Origin of the sequence: Bradyrhizobium jicamae, assembly GCF_018130215.1 — a bacterium.
Lineage (GTDB): Bacteria > Pseudomonadota > Alphaproteobacteria > Rhizobiales > Xanthobacteraceae > Bradyrhizobium > Bradyrhizobium jicamae_A.
Map to the genome: position 1 here is coordinate 1 of NZ_JAFCKQ010000033.1, position 18,356 is coordinate 18,356.

18 protein-coding genes are annotated in these 18,356 nt (G+C 65.5%); 9 read left to right on the top strand and 9 right to left on the bottom strand.

Annotated elements, in window-relative coordinates:
- The first annotated feature begins 426 nt into the window (after positions 1-426).
- Positions 427-2,385, top strand: a complete 1,959-nt coding sequence (locus tag JQ586_RS27745; protein ID WP_212397814.1) for an alpha/beta hydrolase domain-containing protein — start codon at positions 427-429, stop codon at positions 2,383-2,385.
- A 115-nt stretch (positions 2,386-2,500) separates the two neighbouring features.
- Here JQ586_RS27745 and JQ586_RS27750 read toward each other — a convergent pair whose 3' ends face one another.
- Both JQ586_RS27750 and JQ586_RS27755 read right to left on the bottom strand, forming a co-directional pair.
- Positions 2,501-2,848 (bottom strand): hypothetical protein, encoded by a 348-nt coding sequence (locus JQ586_RS27750; RefSeq protein ID WP_212397815.1) that lies wholly within the window; start codon positions 2,846-2,848, stop codon positions 2,501-2,503.
- A 43-nt stretch (positions 2,849-2,891) separates the two neighbouring features.
- A complete protein-coding gene (locus JQ586_RS27755; protein ID WP_212397816.1) occupies positions 2,892-4,424 on the bottom strand; it encodes an acyl-CoA carboxylase subunit beta in 1,533 nt (510 codons plus the stop codon).
- A 196-nt stretch (positions 4,425-4,620) separates the two neighbouring features.
- Between JQ586_RS27755 and JQ586_RS27760 the strand changes: the two genes are divergently transcribed.
- The gene (locus tag JQ586_RS27760) at positions 4,621-5,031 is read left to right on the top strand and encodes a DUF4260 domain-containing protein (protein WP_212397817.1); all 411 of its coding nucleotides are present in this window, start codon (positions 4,621-4,623) and stop codon (positions 5,029-5,031) included.
- 51 nt (positions 5,032-5,082) lie between these two features.
- On the opposite strand, the gene JQ586_RS27765 is transcribed toward JQ586_RS27760, so the two are convergent.
- Positions 5,083-5,484, bottom strand: coding sequence for a GFA family protein (locus JQ586_RS27765; RefSeq protein ID WP_212397818.1), 402 nt, complete (start codon positions 5,482-5,484; stop codon positions 5,083-5,085).
- A gap of 134 nt (positions 5,485-5,618) precedes the next feature.
- Between JQ586_RS27765 and JQ586_RS27770 the strand changes: the two genes are divergently transcribed.
- Together JQ586_RS27770 and JQ586_RS27775 are read left to right on the top strand one after the other, a co-directional pair.
- On the top strand, positions 5,619-6,620 hold the full coding sequence (locus JQ586_RS27770) for a dienelactone hydrolase family protein (protein ID WP_212397819.1): 1,002 nt from the start codon (positions 5,619-5,621) through the stop codon (positions 6,618-6,620).
- A gap of 224 nt (positions 6,621-6,844) precedes the next feature.
- Complete coding sequence (locus JQ586_RS27775; protein WP_212397820.1) at positions 6,845-7,330, top strand: hypothetical protein; 486 nt, start codon at positions 6,845-6,847, stop codon at positions 7,328-7,330.
- A gap of 42 nt (positions 7,331-7,372) precedes the next feature.
- On the opposite strand, the gene JQ586_RS27780 is transcribed toward JQ586_RS27775, so the two are convergent.
- The 3 genes from JQ586_RS27780 to JQ586_RS27790 are packed head-to-tail and all read right to left on the bottom strand — an operon-like array spanning position 7,373 to position 10,066.
- Complete coding sequence (locus tag JQ586_RS27780) at positions 7,373-7,642, bottom strand: EscU/YscU/HrcU family type III secretion system export apparatus switch protein (RefSeq protein WP_212397821.1); 270 nt, start codon at positions 7,640-7,642, stop codon at positions 7,373-7,375.
- Entirely contained in the window at positions 7,639-9,222 is a 1,584-nt protein-coding gene (locus JQ586_RS27785; RefSeq protein ID WP_212397822.1) for a flagellar hook-length control protein FliK, read from the bottom strand. Before JQ586_RS27785 ends, JQ586_RS27780 begins: the two co-directional genes overlap by 4 nt.
- A gap of 58 nt (positions 9,223-9,280) precedes the next feature.
- The gene (locus tag JQ586_RS27790) at positions 9,281-10,066 is read right to left on the bottom strand and encodes an ATP12 family chaperone protein (protein WP_212397823.1); all 786 of its coding nucleotides are present in this window, start codon (positions 10,064-10,066) and stop codon (positions 9,281-9,283) included.
- Positions 10,067-10,136: 70 nt separating this feature from the next.
- On the opposite strand from JQ586_RS27790, the gene JQ586_RS27795 reads away from it, so the two are divergent.
- A complete protein-coding gene (locus JQ586_RS27795) occupies positions 10,137-10,592 on the top strand; it encodes a hypothetical protein (RefSeq protein ID WP_212397824.1) in 456 nt (151 codons plus the stop codon).
- Here JQ586_RS27795 and JQ586_RS27800 read toward each other — a convergent pair.
- A complete protein-coding gene (locus JQ586_RS27800; RefSeq protein ID WP_212397825.1) occupies positions 10,582-10,785 on the bottom strand; it encodes a hypothetical protein in 204 nt (67 codons plus the stop codon). The genes JQ586_RS27795 and JQ586_RS27800 overlap by 11 nt on opposite strands.
- A 262-nt stretch (positions 10,786-11,047) precedes the next feature.
- Here JQ586_RS27800 and JQ586_RS27805 point away from each other — a divergent pair, with 262 nt between their 5' ends.
- The 3 genes from JQ586_RS27805 to JQ586_RS27815 all read left to right on the top strand — a co-directional run bounded on the left by JQ586_RS27805 (position 11,048) and on the right by JQ586_RS27815 (position 15,193).
- Positions 11,048-12,049, top strand: a complete 1,002-nt coding sequence (locus tag JQ586_RS27805; RefSeq protein WP_249148240.1) for a formylglycine-generating enzyme family protein — start codon at positions 11,048-11,050, stop codon at positions 12,047-12,049.
- A 27-nt stretch (positions 12,050-12,076) separates the two neighbouring features.
- Positions 12,077-13,891: a sulfatase-like hydrolase/transferase gene (locus JQ586_RS27810; RefSeq protein WP_212397826.1), complete on the top strand. Its 1,815-nt coding sequence runs from the start codon at positions 12,077-12,079 to the stop codon at positions 13,889-13,891.
- A 276-nt stretch (positions 13,892-14,167) separates the two neighbouring features.
- A complete protein-coding gene (locus tag JQ586_RS27815) occupies positions 14,168-15,193 on the top strand; it encodes a transporter (protein WP_212397827.1) in 1,026 nt (341 codons plus the stop codon).
- Positions 15,194-15,321: 128 nt separating this feature from the next.
- On the opposite strand, the gene JQ586_RS27820 is transcribed toward JQ586_RS27815, so the two are convergent.
- Together JQ586_RS27820 and JQ586_RS27825 are read right to left on the bottom strand one after the other, a co-directional pair.
- Positions 15,322-16,107 carry a carboxymuconolactone decarboxylase family protein gene (locus JQ586_RS27820; protein WP_212397828.1) on the bottom strand — a complete coding sequence of 262 codons (786 nt, stop codon included), beginning with the start codon at positions 16,105-16,107 and terminating at the stop codon, positions 15,322-15,324.
- Positions 16,104-17,315, bottom strand: a complete 1,212-nt coding sequence (locus JQ586_RS27825) for an arabinose transporter (RefSeq protein WP_212397829.1) — start codon at positions 17,313-17,315, stop codon at positions 16,104-16,106. The genes JQ586_RS27820 and JQ586_RS27825 overlap by 4 nt, the downstream gene beginning before the upstream one ends.
- A 111-nt stretch (positions 17,316-17,426) precedes the next feature.
- Between JQ586_RS27825 and JQ586_RS27830 the strand changes: the two genes are divergently transcribed.
- Positions 17,427-18,341, top strand: a complete 915-nt coding sequence (locus JQ586_RS27830) for a LysR family transcriptional regulator (RefSeq protein WP_212397830.1) — start codon at positions 17,427-17,429, stop codon at positions 18,339-18,341.
- The last annotated feature ends 15 nt before the right edge of the window (positions 18,342-18,356 follow it).

Here is an 18,356-nt window from a genome sequence, read left to right on the forward strand (position 1 = left end):
GACACCTGCCACTAGGGCGTCAGGCCTGCACGATTTCGCCGTCCGCTTCATGCGCTCTCGTCAGTCACGCACGCAACGTCCACCGCATCCCACCACAACGTTCGTGACGATCGCGAGCGCCCCTCGAGCGGGTGAGACGGGAAACTCTATACACTGATTTGACATTACGATAAACGGAAATATTTTTGTCGAAGGGGCTGGACAGGTTTTACTGATTTGCCCGTCGTGTTGAATTTGTCGCACCAACATCAGGGAACGCTGCGCTCACCGGGGCGACACATGCTCCATGCGAATTGCGCGGGGGTGAAATGACCGGGCATTTTCGCACGCGCCGCATTCGCGAGTGATGTATAGCTCGTCAGCAACGACAATGAGCGCGCGAAGCGGACATCAACCTCTCGCGCCGCAGATTCGGGAGCAACGGCGATGCGCAGAATCCTGGCGGGCGTGATCGCGGCGGCTTGCCTCTCACCATCAGCGCTGCGGGCCGAGGTCATCGGCTTCGACATCACCGAACGCGTGCCGGCCTTCGCGGGCCGCAGCTTCGGCGATGTCGGTCCCTATGAGCGGATCACGGCCCGGGCGACGATCGCGCTCGATCCATCCGACGATCGCAACGCCGTCATAACCGACCTGACGCAGGCGCCGCGCAACCCCGACGGCAAGGTCGAAGCGATCGCCGACGTCGTGATCCTGCGGCCGGCCGATCCCGCGCATGGCAACGGCACGCTGCTGCTCGATGTGCCCAATCGCGGCCGCAAGCTCGCGCCGCAGCTGTTCGACGATTCACCCCAGCCCGGCGCCAACAATGCCGACGGCGCCGGCGACGCCGGCATCGGCTTCCTGCACCGGCAGGGCTACACGATGGTCTGGGTCGGCTGGCAGGGCGACATCCCCTCGAAGCCCGGCCAGATGGCGATGAGCGCGCCGGTGCTGAAGGGCATCACGGGACCCGCGCGCGAGGAAGTCGTGTTCGACACCACGACGAGCCCGGCGCTGACGACCCTGACCTGGCCGGCAGCCGATCCCGCCAATCTCAACGTCACCGTGCGTGCCGCCTGGGCCGATGCTCGCCAGACGCCGGCGGGCCTCTCCGCCCGCCTCGTCGATCCCACGACGGTCGAGATCGCGCGGCCGGACGGGTTCGACGCCGGCGCGCTCTACGAGATCACCTACACGGCGCGCGATCCGGCGCCACTCGGCATGGGCTTTGCCGCGGTCCGCGATGTCGTGAGCTTCCTGCGTCGTGACACGACGCCGGCCAATCCGCTTTTGGCCGGCCTGCATCCGTCGGTGAGCCGCGCCATCGGCTTCGGCGTCTCGCAATCCGGCCGCTTCCTGCGCGATTTCCTCTATCTCGGTTTCAACGAGGACCTGAAGGGCCGCGTCGTATTCGACGGGCTGATGCCGCACGTCGCCGGCACACGGCGCATGGCCACCAACGTCCGCTTCGGACAGCCCGGCCGCAATCCGCGCCATCCGCAGGATCCAGCCTGGCAGGCCGACCTGTTCCCGTTCACCTACGCGACGCTGTCGGATCCGCTCTCCGGCAAGACCGACGGCCTGCTGCGCCGCTGCGCGCTATCGGCGACCTGCCCCAGGGTGATGCAGACCGACAGCGAGCTCGAATGGTGGTCATCGCACGCCTCGCTGCTGGTCACCGATCTCGCCGGCGATCATCTCGACCTGCCGGACAATGTGCGCGCCTACATGATCGCGGGCACGCCGCATTTTGCCGGACCGACCGACGTGATGCACAAGGGCGTGCCTGCGCTGTCGCTGCCGCAGAACCCGATGCATGCCGGCGCCCCGATGCGCGCATTGCTGACCGACCTCAATGCCTGGATCAGCGACGGGGTGCCGCCGCCCTCGAGCCGCGTGCCGATGCGCTCGCAAGGCACGCTGGTCGAAGCCGGCGGCGCGGTGCCATCAGACATCCCCGGCCTGCCCTACAAGGGCATCCACATGCCGGCCGTCTTCTCCGACCAGAGCGTGTTGCCACCGAAGATGATCGGCAGCTATCCCGTGTTCGTGCCCAAGGCCGATGACGACGGCATCGCGATCGCGGGCGTCCACCAGCTTGCCGTCGCCGTGCCGCGCGCCACCTACACCGCCTGGAATCCGCGCGCGCCGGGCTTCGGCCCGACCGCCCTCTATCCGCTGCAAGGCGCCGTCGTGCCGTTCGCGCCGACCGAGGCCGCACGGAAGGAGGTTCACGACCCGCGGCCGTCGATCGCGGAACGCTATTCCGACAATGACGCCTATGTCGCGACGGTGCGCCGCGAGGCGGCGCGGCAGGTGGCGGAACGCTTGCTGTTGCCGGAGGACGCCGATCGCGCAATCGAGGCGGCGAGACAGGGAAAGCTGGCGAAGCTCGGGCAGTGATGTGGCCCGGATGTAGCCCAGCGCGATCCGGCAAGATCCATCCGCGGATGGCACGCCCCCGGATTTCGCTTCGCTCCATCCGGGCTACCGTCTGCTGAGCTTGACGCGAGCCTCCTCACATCAGCTTCAGCGGCGCATCGTGAACCAGGCGAAGGTCGATGGTGCCGATCAGGCGCGCACGGCGGGCCTCGGCGACGCTGATGGCGGCCTCGGTCTGCCGCAACGTGCTGACATTCGAACCGAGCGACACGATACCGCCGAGCACCAGCGCGATCGAACCGAGCGCCGAGACCTCCGTCGTCCCGAACAATCCGAGCAGCGTGACCAGGAGCAAGGCGAAACCGCAGGCGACGGCAATTTTCGAACCCAGAATGATCCGCCTGCTGCGTTCGGCGCTCTCGGCAAGCTCCTCGATCCGCGCCTCGATCTCGGAAATCTCGTCGGTCGGTTCGTCTTCAGTCATCAGATTCGAACCTGTAGCGCGGGTCAGGCGCAGTTCTGACGCGTCAGAGCGGCAAATTGTCGTGCTTCTTCGCCGGGATCTCGACCTTCTTGTCCCTGAGCATCGCCAGCGCCCGCGCGATCCTGCGCCTGGTCGAATGCGGCATGATGACGTCGTCGATGTAGCCGCGCTCGGCCGCGATGAACGGCGACAGGAAGCGGTCCTCGTATTCCTTGGTGCGCGCCGCGATCTTGTCGGGGTCGCCGATATCACTGCGGAAGATGATCTCCACCGCACCCTTGGCGCCCATGACAGCGATCTGGGCCGTCGGCCAGGCGTAGTTCATGTCGGCGCCGATTTCCTTCGAGGCCATGACGTCGAAGGCACCGCCATAGGCCTTGCGGGTGATGATGGTGACGAGCGGCACCGTGCACTGCGAATAGGCGAACAGGAGCTTCGCGCCGTGCTTGATCAGGCCGCCATATTCCTGCGCGGTGCCCGGCAGGAAGCCCGGCACATCGACGAAGGTGACGATCGGGATATTGAACGCATCGCAGAAACGCACGAAGCGCGCGGCCTTGCGTGAGGCGTCAGAGTCGAGCACACCGGCCAGCACCATCGGCTGATTGGCGACGAAGCCGACGGTGCGGCCGGCAATGCGGCCGAAGCCGGTGACGATGTTCCTGGCGAAGGTCTCCGAGATCTCGAAGAAGTCGCCCTCGTCGACGACCTTCAGGATCAGCTCCTTCATGTCGTAGGGCTTGTTCGGATTGTCGGGAATCAGCGTGTCGAGCGACATGTCGAGGCGGCCGATATCGTCGAAGCTCGGCCATTCCGGCACGCCGTCGGTGTTGTTCGATGGCAGGAAGTCGATCAGCCGGCGCATCTGCAGGAGCGCGTCGACGTCGTTCTCGAACGCGCCGTCGGCGATCGAGGAGCGTGTCGCATGCACCGAGGCGCCGCCGAGTTCTTCCGCGGTCACCACCTCGTTGGTGACGGTCTTCACCACGTCCGGGCCGGTGACGAACATGTAGGAGGTGTTCTTCACCATGAAGATGAAGTCGGTCATCGCGGGCGAATAGACGTCGCCGCCGGCGCAGGGGCCCATGATGACGGAGATCTGCGGAATCACGCCCGAGGCGATGACGTTGCGGCGAAACACGTAGGAATAGCCAGCGAGCGCGGCGACGCCCTCCTGGATGCGCGCGCCGCCGGCATCGTAGAGGCCGATGATCGGCGCCCTCGCCTTCATGGCCATGTCCTGCAGTTTCGTGATCTTCAGCGCATGGGTTTCCGAGAGCGAACCACCGAACACCGTGAAATCCTTGGCGAAGACGAAGGTCTTGCGGCCGTTGACGGTGCCCCAGCCGGTGACGACGCCGTCGCCGGGGATCCTGGTCTTCTCCATGCCGAACTCGATCGAGCGGTGCTCGACGAACATGTCGAATTCCTCGAACGAGCCCTTGTCCAGCAGCAGCTCGATCCGCTCCCGGGCGGTCAGCTTGCCGCGGGCGTGCTGCGCCTCGATCCGCTTCTCACCGCCGCCCAATTTCGCGCCGGCGCGCCGTTCTTCGAGGGTGTCGAGGATATCTTTCATTTGCTCCCGCCCATATTAGCTACAGTTCCGTCACTCTTTGCCTGAGCATGATCTTTCGGAAAACCGGTTTCCACTTTTCCGGATCATGCTCGGATTGTGGCGGGTTCTAACACGGCCGTTTCCGATCGGGAAAGCTTCCTTCCGGGCCTCCGGACGACGAAAACGGTAGGATTTTCCGATATCTGGGGAGACTGCAATGACCGACACGACCATCACCGAGACCGGGGCCGCGACCGGCGGGGTGCGCACCCTGCTCCGGCTGGAGGGGCTGGTGCTGTTTCTCGGCATGACCCTGCTCTATTACCAATGGGAGGGGTCGTGGCTGGTCTATGTGCTGCTGTTCCTGGTGCCGGATTTGAGCTTTGCCGCCTATCTCGCCGGCCCGCGCGCCGGCGCCATCGCCTACAACGCCGCCCACACCTATCTGGCGCCGGTGGTGCTGATGACGCTCGGCTTTGCCGCGTCCGCGCCGCTGGTGCTCTCGATCGCGATGATCTGGCTCGCCCATATCGGGATCGACCGCGCGCTCGGCTATGGGCTGAAATATTCGGCCGGCTTCGGCTTTACCCATCTCGGGAGATTCGGGAAGGCGCAGGGGCCGGCTTAGGTCGAATGCTTTCGCTTCATAGGTCATGGCCGGGCTTGTCCCGGCCATGCGTCAGGCCGGCAAGGCCTGGTATTCGACCACATCATCGGCGAGCGCATCCCAGGGCGCGCGGCTGCGGCAGAACACGGCGAAGCTTGGCTTGACGAGCGACGGATCGTCCAGCGTTCCCGCGGTCACGTTGACGATGTCGGGCGGCCGCGCCTCGGACTGCGAAGAGATCAGCGAGCCGCAGGTCGGACAGAATGCGCGCGTCACAATCTTGCCGCTGCCACCGGTCGATCGGTAGAATGCCAGCTCGCCCTCGATATGCAGCGCGGCCTTGGCAACGCCGAACGCCGTCATGTGGCCGGAGCCGGAGACCCGGCGGCAATCCGTGCAGAAGCAATGTCCGGCATAGAGCGGTGCGGCATCGATCCGGTAGCTCACCTGACCGCACAGGCAACGACCTGTCATTCCCATTGTCCCTATCCTTGCTTGGTTTGAGATCGAACATGCCGGCCGGCGTGTGCGCATGAGCCGGAGAAATTGACAGCATGGCGCGCGCTTGATCTAGTCGCGCCCATTCAGAAAAACATATGGGTGAGCCGATGCTGACAGACTGGCGCCTGGCCGCAACCGCCGTGATGCTTTGCTGCGCCGTGCTGTTCACCTGCATCGAGACCAGCGCGCAATCGATCCCGAAGGAGATCGCCGCCCGCACCGAGATCTACGGCATCCCGTCGCTGACGATCTCCGACCACCAGTTCCTGACCGGCGACGCCAACGGCAAGCCGGTCACCGTCGGCGGCGAACTGCGCATCGCGCAAGGGTCGGGCCGGCTGCCGGTCGTGGTGCTGATGCACGGCTCGAGCGGCGTCGGCAGCACGATGGATGCCTGGGTGCACCAGTTCAACAGCATGGGGATCTCGACCTTCGTGATCGACGGCTTCTCCGGGCGAGGCCTGACCGCGACGGGGCCGAACCAGGCGCTGCTCGGCCGGCTCAACTTCATCGTCGATATCTATCACGCGCTGGACATCCTCGCCAGGCATCCGCGGGTCGATCCCGAGCGCATCGCGCTGATGGGATTCTCGCGTGGCGGCCAGGCGGCGCTCTATGCGAGCCTCGACCGCTTCAACAAGCTATGGAACAAATCCGGCATCCAGTTCGCGGCCTACATCCCGTTCTATCCGGATTGCTCGACGAGCTATGTCGATGACACCGAGGTCGCGGCGCGGCCGATCCGCATCTTCCACGGCACGCCCGACGACTACAATCCGGTCGCGAGCTGCAAGGCCTATGTCGCGCGCCTGCTGGAGGCCAAGCGCGACGTGGCGCTGACCGAATATCCCGATTCCGCGCACGGCTTCGATGCCGGCCTGATCGGCATCACCAACGTCGTGGAGGCGACGGGATCACAGACCGTGCGCCACTGCACCATCAAGGAAGCCGACGGCGGCGTGCTGATCGATGCCGCAACCGAAGCGCCGTTCAGCTACAAGGACGCCTGCGTCGAGCTCGGCCCGCATGTCGGCGGCAACGCGACCACGGCGATCGAGGCGCGCAAGGCGGTCAGCGATTTCCTGACGACGCTGTTCAAGCTGGGATAGCGCACGCAGCCCAACGCGGAACCGGACTCCGCCGATTGCGTTGGCGAAAGACCGGTTCGCTGCGGCGCCAAGAACCTTTGCAACGGTCCTGCGTTGACTTGCACCAACCCGGAGCCTCTTCGTTACGATGGAACCGGAACGGAGCTCCGGATTCCTGATTTGACGCGTTTTCTTCACGCGAACCGGAATCCACTTCGCTGGAAAACGCTCCAGAGGAGGCCAAGATGTCTCGATCAACACTTGCGAAGGCCAGCCTCGTGCTGTCGCTCGGTCTGTTGGCTTCGCCCTTGCAGGCGGCACCCGCTTCGCCCTTCCTCGCCATGGCCGGCTCGTGGTCCGGTGGCGGCACTCTGACCACGTCCGACGGAGGGCAGGAGCAGCTGCGCTGCCGGGCCAATTACGATGTCGCGGGAGACGGTGTGCAGCTTCGGCTGTCGCTCAAATGCGCCAGCCAGAGCTACGCCTTCGACCTGGCGGGCGACGTCGAATACCGAGGCGGCGCGATTTCCGGCGCCTGGACCGAATCCAGCCGCAATGCGTCCGGAACGATCTCGGGGCACGCGGCAGGCGACCATGTCGAGGCCGCCGCGCGCGGCAACAATTTCTCTGCCAATCTGTCGCTGACGACACGCGGCGGCAGACAATCGGTGTCGATCCGTCCGCAACAGAGCAGCGTGACCGACGTTTCGCTCGCGCTGGCGCGGCACTAGAGCCCTGTCGCTGCTGCCGCGAAGCCAATTCGCTGCGAAGCGCTATTGTTGGCGCGCCTTGCCGGACAGCCGCAGCACGAAGATCAGGACTTCGGCGACGGCCCTGTAGAGCTCGGTCGGGATCTCCTCGCCGAGCTCGACATTGGAGAGCGCGCCGGCGAGCACCTCGTTCTCCTCGATCGGGATATCGTTGGCCTTCGCGACCTCGATGATCTTGGCCCCGACCGCGCCCCTGCCCTTGGCGACGACGCGCGGCGCACCGCTGCCCTCATAGTGCAAGGCGATCGCGAGCTGGCGCTTGCCGTCGCTCATAGCGCGCGGTCCAGGAAATGGCCGGCGCGCGCAGCGGCAGCCTGCTGCGGCGCGCCGTCGCGGATCTCGATCTCGCCGGGCGTGAGCTCGGCGCGTGCCAGCGCCTGGCTCAATTCGAAGGCGTTGGCTCGGAGCTGGGCTGCGGTCGCCGGCCGCTCGGCCCACATCCGCACCGACGTACGTTCGCCGGTCAGCGACACCAGCGCGTGCACCGGACCTGCCGGCTCGATGTCGAGCGTGAAGCGCGCCCGCCACACAAGCTGCGTGGCCTCGGCGGCCTCGTTGCCGCCGTCACGGGAGATCTCGAACTGCGCCATCGCCGTGCCCTGCTGGGTCAGGAACGGGACCTCGAAATTCCAGCGCGGGATCATCGCGTCGACTGGCGCGCGCGGGTCGACACCATGCGGCAGCGAGGCGACCTGGAGCAGCGTCTGCCGCGCCAGCGCGGCGTCGGTGTCGCCAAGCAGGCGGTGCGCAACGGCCGGCAGCGGCGCGTCGGGCGCGATCGACGGCTGCGCCATCGCCTGGGCGGCCGGCAGCGATCCGCGGATCGGCGGCGGCGGCATGGTGGTGCGGATGACGACGTCGCCGGCCGGCATCTCCCTTGCTGCAGGCTGGCGCGGGTGACCATCGAGCTCCTGCAGCGCCTCCTGGATCAGATTCAGCGCGCCGCCTGGCGACGGACCGGTATCGAGCGCGCGGGCCAGCGCGCCGGCGACGCCCGTGCCTGCGGGCAACAGATCCTCCGCGACCGGCACACGCGCCTGCGGCAGCAAAATCTCCTGCACTTCGAGATCCGGCGCAGCCGGCGGCACCAGGCCGGGTGCCGCACTGTGCGGAGCCGCCGCGTCCTGCATGGCCGGCACCGCCGGCTTGATGGCGTTGTCCGCGCCGAGCGAGGATTGCAGCGTCTGGCGCAGCACGATCAGTGCGGCCTTGAGATCGGGCACGCCGTTCGACGGCGTCACACCCGAGGCCAGCGAGGCCTCGAGCAGCAGGCCGGATTTCTGGAATGCGGTCTTGACGGCGTCGCCGTCGAGATGCTCGTCGAGGCCGGTCTGCTGCGCCAGCACCTGCGCGATCGCGGCCTGCAGCTTCGGAGGCAGGTTCGCCGAGACGACCGCGGCGAGATTGGCGAACAGCGGCCCCTGGCTGTCCTGCACCGTCGCCGCGCTCTGCACGGCTGACGTGATGGTGACGCGCTCGAGCGGCGTCAGCACCGCGCCGGACGTGGTCGTATTGCCCTGCGCGGCGGTGCCGAGACTGGCGACGATGCCCGGCGACAGCTTCACGGCATCGCTCGTTCCGCCGGATGGATCGCCCGGCCCAACCAGTTGCAGGCGGACGCCGTCGTTGGTCTGCGAGACCGCAAGCTGCAGGTTCTGCCCCGCCTGCAGCGGCACCTCGGTCTGGACATCGATCGACAGACCGGCGATCGCGATCCGCACGAGGTCGGCGGACAGTATCTTCAGCACCTGCGCGTCGACGAGGCTGCCCTGCTGCAGCGTGAGGTCGGACGCGACCTGGCCCGCCTCCTGGGGGGCAAGCACCGGCAATACGGGACTGATGGAGATTGCCATGTCGGAGGTCTCGGCCGGGGATCGACCTCGAGGCTAGCCCAGCGCCGTAAACCACTCCTTAACCGAGTGGTGCGGACAGCTCCCTGAGCACGCGGGCCGCAGCCGTGAAGTCGACCAGCCGCGCGGCACGGCGCGCGGCGACCTCCTCGTCGACGCCCCATTTCTCGATGTTCCAGTCCTCGTCGACATGGGCGGCGGCCCAGACCTGGTCCTCGTCGCGAAATCGATGCGCCAGCGCCAGCGCGAGCAGCGCCGAGCCGGTCAGCGTGGTCACCACATGGAGGGCGGCGACCGACCACGGATCGGCCGGAAACGCCGCCCGCGCCGCCTTGATCGCAGCCTCGGGCTGGCCGACATGCACGATCCCCTCGCCGAGGATGAAATGGGCGCCGAGCGTGTCGGCGGCCCAGAACAGGACCGGATCCCAATGCGCAGCCTCGCGCGCGACCAGCGGCTCGGGATGGCCGGCCCGATAGAACAGCATGTCGCTGCCGAGAAACTTCGCGGCATCCGCCGCCACCTCGTCGACGCGGTCGATCACCCCCTCGACTACGCTGTTGGCAAGGCGCGTCAGCGGCATGGTCACGGGATCGATGGTCTCGCCCTGCGCGTTCCATTCCGCCGCGACCGCATCGGCAATGGCGCGCGTCGGCACCATGATCGGCTTGCCGGAGGGCGAGCGGATCGAGCGGCCGTCGAGCGTGACGGAAAATCCGCCATCCGCCTCCGCGACGCCGGCGCCGGTATAGAAGCGCTTGCGCAGCGGCGCGCGGGTCTGGCGCCGCACCGCCTCCTGCGGGTCGAGCGGGGATTGTCCTGTCACGTCGTCAAAGAGTTCGCGCATCGCGCCGGCCGGCTTTCGTTCGGAGGGATTTCGCGGCAAGATATGTCAGGGACAACGGCAAATAAAGCTGATGCGACGCGCCATTATCCTGGCAGGCCCCCTGGTCGCCGCGACCGCCTTTGGCATCGCGCCGGCCGAGGCCGGGTTCCGCTCGCCGGAATCCCTGATCCGCAACGTCTACGCCCATTACGGCCAGGGCAGCGCCGAACACTCGAACGGCCTGCCGCACGACGACGAAACCGCCCGGCAATTCTTCGACCCGAGCATGTACCGCGCCTGGATCGCGCCGCACGACGCGCCCTACGACTTCCTGGTGCAGAGCCCGAGCTGGCGCCTCGGCGCGATCTCGATCGCGGTCCTGCGCCGGCAATTCGACAGGACCTATGTGACGGTGACCTTCGACAACGAAGGCCACACGGTGACGCTCAACTTCATTTTGGTCAACGGGCCTGCGGGCTGGGTGATCTCTGACGTCGAAAGTCCGCACGATTCACTGCGGATGTTTCTCGCGCAGTTCAAGCGCTAGCACGCGGCAGCGAAAAAGCGTTGCAATGCCACGGCACGGCCTGCGACAACTTGCCCGTGCCGCTGTCGATTTGCGCGGCATGATCATGCCACCACAGCGTAACCGCGCTGATTTTCATTTGTTTTTCCGACAACGCGGGGCGGATGGCGTGATCGGATCGATCGACCCGGAGCATCTTTCGCCAGGCCTGCATGCCTCGTTGTCGTGATTGGCACAAATTGCACATTACACGCAGAGCGTGTTGATCTATCGTTTGACCCCAAAGAGAACGCCGCGACGAAGAAAGGGAAGAGAGACTGACGAAGAACGCCGCCGAAGCTCGCGGCACAGGGTATGGAAGGGCGCAACAATGCAATCGAAGACGACGTTCGGTCGCCAAGTGTATCAGCCAACAGCGTTCAAGACACAGGGCTTCCGGGACCACTGCCCGCGGTAGTGCGTGCAGGTGCATCGCCATGTCCCGGATCACGATCGGATCTCCTGAGCCAGCCGCTGACGACGGCATCCGGACCGACGACATGGTCTGGATCCCCGGCGGAACGTTCCGCATGGGCTCGGACCACCATTATCCCGAGGAAGCGCCGTCGCATCAGGCGTCGGTCGATGGCTTCTGGATCGACCGCACGCCGGTGACCAATGCCCGGTTCCGCGCGTTCGTGCGCGACACCGGTCACATCACCGTCGCAGAGCAGCCGCCCGATCCCGCGCAATATCCGGGCGCGCTGCCTGAGATGCTGTTTGCAGGCTCGCTGGTGTTTCAGCCGCCACGACGTCTGCAAACGCTGCGCGACTGGAGCCAGTGGTGGACCTTCATGAGAGGCGCGGACTGGCGGCATCCCTACGGTCCGCGAAGCAATATCGATAAGCTCGGCAGCCATCCGGTCGTGCACGTCGCCTATGCCGATGCGCTCGCCTACGCCAAATGGGCCGGCAAGGACATCCCGACGGAAGCCGAGTGGGAGTTCGCGGCACGCGGCGGGCTCGAGGCTGAAGAATATGCCTGGGGCGGCGCCTTCACGCCCGACGGCGTGCACATGGCCAACACCTGGCAAGGCGATTTCCCGCTGCAGAACCTGCGTGAGGACGGCTTCGAGCGCACCTCGCCGGTGACAGCGTTTCCGCCGAACCGCTATGGCGTCCACGACATGATCGGCAATGTCTGGGAGTGGACGACGGATTGGTGGTCCGCTCGCCATGAAGCCGACGCCGTCAAGCCCTGCTGCATTCCGCAGAACCCGCGTGGCGGCCGCGAGGACGCAAGTTACGACCCCGCCCTGCCCGCGATCAGGATTCCGCGCAAGGTTTTGAAAGGCGGCTCGCATCTTTGCGCGCCGAACTATTGCCGCCGCTATCGCCCCGCCGCGCGTCACGCCGAGCCGATCGATACCTCCACCAGCCATGTCGGATTCAGGTGCGTGGTGCGGCCGCCGGCTGCCGTTTCCCACCCTCCGAAGTGAAGGCCTCAGCAATGTAGGGAGTTGGATATGAGTAACGAAGGCAAGGACAAGAAACAGGCCGACAAGAATCAAGCCATCGACCGCCGCAATCTGTTGCTGGGGACATCCACCCTGGTGGCGGCCGCAACGCTGACGTCGGACGCGTTGGCGCAGGCGCAGACGGCCACACCGGCCGCGAGCCCGGCGCCGGCCGCACCATCCGGCCGCAAGCCGAACATCCTCGTCATCTTCGGTGACGACGTCGGCGTTGCCAACATCAGTGCCTATTCGAGCGGGTTGATGGGCTACGAGACCCCCAGTCTCGACCGCATCGCGCGCGAAGGCATCCGCTTCCTGCATTATTACGGCGAGCAATCCTGCACGGCAGGACGCGCCGCCTTCCTCACCGGCCAGCACGGTATCCGCACCGGCCTGACCAAGGTCGGATACCCCGGTGCGCCGATGGGGATGAGCCAACTCGATCCCTCGATCGGTGGCCTATTGAAGAACCTCGGCTACGCCACCGGACAATTCGGCAAGAACCATGTCGGCGACCGCAACGAATCCCTGCCGACGGTGAACGGCTTTGACGAGTTCTTCGGCAACCTCTACCACCTCAACGCCGAGGAGGAGCCCGAACTCCCCGACTACCCCAAGGACCCCGCCTATCGCGCCAAGTTCGGTCCGCGCGGCGTGCTCCGCTGCAAGGCGAGCGATCGGGACGATCCAACCGAGGATCCGCGCTTCGGCAAGATCGGCAAGCAGACCATCGAAGACACCGGCGCGCTCACCAAGAAGCGCATGGAAACGATCGACGACGAGACCTCGGCGGCCGCAATCGATTTCATGAAGCGGCAGCAGAGCGCCGGCAAGCCGTTCTTCTGCTGGTACAACGCGACGCGCATGCATCTGCGCACGCATGTCCGCGCCGAACATCGCGGCCGGTACAAGTATGGCGACAGTGAATACATCGACGGCATGATGGAGCACGACGACACGGTCGGGTCGCTGCTGAAAGCGCTCGACGACATGGGCGTCGCTAACGACACGATCGTTGTCTACAGCAGCGACAACGGTCCGCACATGAACACGTGGCCGGACGGCGCGATGACCTGGTTCCGTTCAGAGAAGAATACCAATTGGGAGGGCGCATTCCGCGTTCCCTGCCTGGTGCGCTGGCCCGGCGTTATCAAGCCCGGCACGGTCACCAATGAGCTGATGAGCCACAATGATTGGGTACCGACATTATGCGCGGCGGCCGGCGAACCCGACATCGTCAACAAGCTGAAAGCCGGCTACACCGCCAACGGGATCTCCTACAAGGTACACCTCGACGGCTACGATCAATCGCAGTTCCTGCGCAATGTGAGCGGGACGGCCGGCAACAACAACGGGACCAAGAGCGCGCGCAACACGTTCTTCTATTCCGACGACGACGGGCTGCTCGTCGCCATCCGGCAAGGCGAATACAAGTACACATTCTCCGAGCAGCGCCTGCAGGGCACCATGGGCGTGTGGGCCGAGCCCTTCACCACGCTGCGCATGCAGAAGATCTACAACCTGTTTCAGGATCCGTTCGAGCGGGCCGATATCACCTCGAACACATATTGGGACTGGTTGATCAACCATGTCGGCGGCGTCTACGGCACGATCGACGAGGTCGCAGTGTTTGCGGTGAGCCTCAAGGAATTCCCGCCCCGCTCGTTCCCGCCGAGCTTCAACCCCGCCACCATCGTGGAAGAGATCACCAGCGGCATCAAGGACGAGCGGAGCAGGCAAGGTGCGCGGCAGCAGAGCATCGACCGCATCCGCGCCAACCTGAGGCAGATGATCGACCAGCAAATCCAGCAAAGGATGCGGTAGCGGCGAATATCCCAAGGTGGCAGCCGTGAACGGCTACGATATCTTCGCGTGGATCGTGCTCGTTATCCTACCGGCGAGCACGATCGGCAAGCAGCTCAACCTCGCACTGCTCGAGGCCGGGCAATCGGGTTGGTGGAAGGGACGTCCAGTTCGGATATCTGGGGAGACGCGACGCGAACCGGAATAGGATCAGGTTCGAATCGGCGGATCGAACGGTGCGAATGATGAAGTCAGCCGGGTGCTGAAGATGCGCCCGACAAGAAACGGGAGGCAGACATGGACTACATCAGGCATCGGAAGCCGATTTTGATCGCGGGCCTGTGCACGATCGCGCTGATCGCGCTGCCGCGTACGGCTCTGGCCGATGCCAGCGGTGTCAGCTTCTGGCTTCCCGGCACGTTCGGCAGCCTCGCAGCGACCCCGGTCGCGCCGGGATGGGCCTATGAAACCATCTATCTCCACCTCCAGCAGAGCGCCGGCGCCGGGAAGAATTTCGTCACCACCAACGGCATTCCCGGCTCGGTGACATCGGGCCTCAATGCGCGCGCTGACGCGCTCGTAGAAGGCGTGACCTACACCTGGGCAACCCCGATCCTGGGCGGTCAGGCAGGCTTCACCATGCTGGCGGCTCCCGGCAATCTCGGCGTCGGAATCGGCGCCTCGCTGACCGGCCCCCTCGGCAACACGGTCTCAGGCGTCAAGACCGATAACCGCACGACCGTATCCGACGTGTTCTATCAGGGCACGCTGAAATGGAACCAGGGCGTCAACAACGAGATGATCTATGTCGCCGGCAACATTCCGAGCGGCACCTATGACGTCAACCGCCTCGCCAATTTGAGCTTCGGCTTCACGGCCGTCGACGCCGGCGCGGGCTATACCTATCTGGACCCGAAGACGGGACACGAGTTCTCGATCGTGGGAGGCCTCACCTACAGCGGCCCCAACAACGCGCTGCAATACCAGAACGGTATCGACGCTCACCTCGACTGGGCGGCTTCGCAATTCATCAGCAAGGACGTGCTTGTAGGCGTGGCGGGATACTATTTTCAGCAGCTCACCGACGACACCGGCCTGGGCGCCAAGCTCGGCGGCTTCCGCGGCATGGCGGTCGGTGTCGGTCCGCAGATCGGCTTCCTGTTCCCGGTCGGCGACTATCAGGGCTATCTCAATATCAAGGGATACGCGGATCTCGAGGTGCAGAACCGGCCTCTGGGATGGTCGACCTGGGTAACGTTTGCAATCCAGCCGAAGGCGCCGGAGCCGCCACCGACGGCGGCGCCGATCGTTCGCAAGTACTGAGCACGATCGTCATCTCCGATACTGTTCGTGATCCCGATATGATGAACCTCCTTCGCCTGTTCCGACGTTTGCGCCCGCATGAAGCCACGCCGCACATGAAGCCGCTCCTGCCATCATCGTCCTGCGTTTCAGCGCGGCCGCTTCTCGATCACGTCCTTGACCACCGGCGCCGCGGAGAACGCATTGGGCCAGCCGGCATAGAAGGCGAGATGGCCGAGCACCTCGCCCGCCTCTTCGCTCGTCAATCCGTTGTCCATCGCGCGGTTCAAATGGTACGTGATCTGGGCTACCTGTCCGGTCGCGATCAGGGCGCTCACGGTGACGAGGCTGCGATCGCGCGGAGCAAGGCCCGGTCTCAGCCAGAGATCCCGGAACAGCACGTCGGTCGTGTACTGGACGAGGCTCGGCGTGATCCGGCCGAATTGCTCGAAGACCCGCGTCGCACGCTGGGTTTCCGCAACCTCGTCGAGCGGAAGCCGCGGTCCTGAGGCCGGCGGGAGCTGATCTGCGCCGATCCCACGGCTCGCGAAGACGTCTCGCGCCGCCGGGATTGCATCCATCGCGTTCGCCCATCCCGTGTAGAAGGCAAGGTGGGTGATGATCTCGGAAATCTCGGCCGCGGTGACGCCGTTGTCGAGCGCAAGCGCGAGATAATATGGCAGCTCGACGGTCTGGTTACGCGCGATGAGCGCGGCGATGGTGACGATGCTGCGATCGCGGCGTGCAAGGCCGGGGCGTTTCCAGAGATTGCCGAGAACGACTTCTCGGGCATATTGCTCCAGCGCAGGCGCGACGGTGCGGATGTCTTCCGGTTTCGACATGGCATTTGCTCCTTCGATGGTTGCCGTTTCGCCGGCGGCCGCGCTGCCGGCGATCAGGCAAAGCGAACACAGGACTGCCGCGAGCGGCTTCATTGCGGATGTCCCTCCACAATCGCGGGATGCGCCAGCAGCCATGACGCGACGAGCGCGGCGCAGAGCACCGTGACCGCGCTGGCGAGAAACACCACGTTCAGGCTCGCGCCGGTTGCGATCAATCCGAGCGCGGGACTTGCAAGCCCCTGGGCGAGGTCGAGAAAGGCGGTGTAGGCGCCCATGGCCAGGCCGCGGCTCTGGACCGGCACGCGGCGAACCGCTTCGACGCCGAAGCCGGGATACACCAGCGAGAAGCCGAAGCCGGTAAGCGCAGCGCCAGCCAAAGCCATCTCGGGCCGCACGGCGAGCCAGATCAGCGCCTGACCGGCGGCTTCGACCAGCGCGAACACCAGCGCGACCCTGGCGCCGCCGATCGCATCGGCGAGATGGCTGAGGACCAGTCGCGCCAGAATGAAAGCCAGGGCATAGGCCGTGTAGGCCAGCCAGCCATTGGGCCAGCCCCGGCCCGCAAACAGCAACGCGACGAACGTGGTCACGGCGCCGAAGCCGACGCTGCCGAGCGCCGCGCCGACGCCCGGGACCCAAACCGCGCCGATCACCCTGGCGAACGAGACGCGGGCATGCGGCGCCGGGGCGACCGGAGGCAGTGTCGCTACCAGCAGCAGTGCCACGAGCGGCGCCACCGCGGTTACGCATGCGATCGCCGCAAAGCCGTACGCCCCGTAGAGCGCGGAGCCGGCCGGCGCGCCGATCGCGAAGGCCGCGAACATCGCCGACCCGACCCATGCGATGACCTTGCCGGTGCTTCCCGTATCGACCAGCGCCAGTCCCCAGCTCACGGCCGCGGTGATGATGAAGCTCTCGGCAGCGCCTAACACCCCTCGCCCCAGCAGCAGAATGGCGACCGACGTCAACGGCGCGCCGCCGACACCGAGCGACAACAGATAGAAGAGCCCGGCGATCGCCGCTGCCAACAGCCCGACGACCACGCCGTGCTTCGCTCCGCTGCCGTCGGAATAGTGGCCGGCCCATGGCCGCGAGATCAGTGACGCTGCGAACTGGCTGCCGGCGACCAGGCCGACGACGACCGTGCCGAAACCCAATCCGTCGTGCACGTGGAGCGGGAGCACCGGCATCGCGATGCCGATGACGAGAAAGGCCGTGAACACCACCGCCATGATCGGCAGCAGCGTCGCCACGACGCGCGGCGCCGCGATAATGCTGCTGCTTGCGGTTTGAATCGTCATTGCTGCGGTCCGCTCCCGAGATGCCGTCATCCTGTCGGGGCAAACCTAGGGCTTCCGGTCCCTGCCGATTAGGTGATAAAAACTAACAGTGGTTATTAGACAGGCTTATCAATGAAGCGAGACGACGCGAGCGATCTCCTCGCCTTCCTGGCCGTGGCACGGGAGCGCAGTTTCACGCGGGCAGCCGCCAGACTCGGGATGACGCAGTCCGCGCTGAGCCAGATCATCCGCAGCCTGGAGGAACGGATGGGCGTTCGGCTCCTGAACCGGACCACCCGCAGCGTGACGCCGACGCAAGCCGGGGAACGGCTGTTCCTGAACATCGGCCCGAAATTCGACGAGATGGATCTCGAGCTGGCAGCCTTGAGCGAACTGCGGGAAAGACCGGCGGGCACCATCCGCATCACGGCGACCGAATATGCCGTGCAATCCATCCTGATGCCGGCACTCGGCAGGATCCTGCCGAAATACCCTGACATCAAGGTGGAGGCGTTCATCGACTATGGGCTGACCAACATCGTTGCCGCGCAATACGATGCGGGGATCCGACCCGGCGAAATGGTTGCAAGGGACATGATCGCCGTGAGGGTCGGGCCGGATCTGCGCATGGCCGTCGTCGGCGCGCCCTCCTACTTCGAGCATCACAAGAAGCCGCGGACGCCCCAGGATTTGACCGAACACAATTGCATCAACCTGCGGCTGCCCACTCATGGCGGCAGCCTGTACGCATGGGAATTCGAGAAGAACGGCCGTGACATCCACGTCCGTGTCGACGGACAGCTGGTCTTCAACGGCGCCGGCGCGCTGCTCGATGCCGCGCTCATGGGCTTCGGCCTCGCCTATCTCACCGAAGCTCACGTGCAGCCCTACATCTCGCAAGGCCGGCTGGTGCGCGTGTTGTCGGATTGGTGCGGACCGTTCTCGGGCTATCACCTCTATTATCCAAGCCGCCGCCAGCCCTCGCCGGCCTTCTCGCTCCTGGTGGACGCGCTTCGATACAGGGGCCGATCGGCACTCAAGGCCTGAACAGCTCTCCGGGTG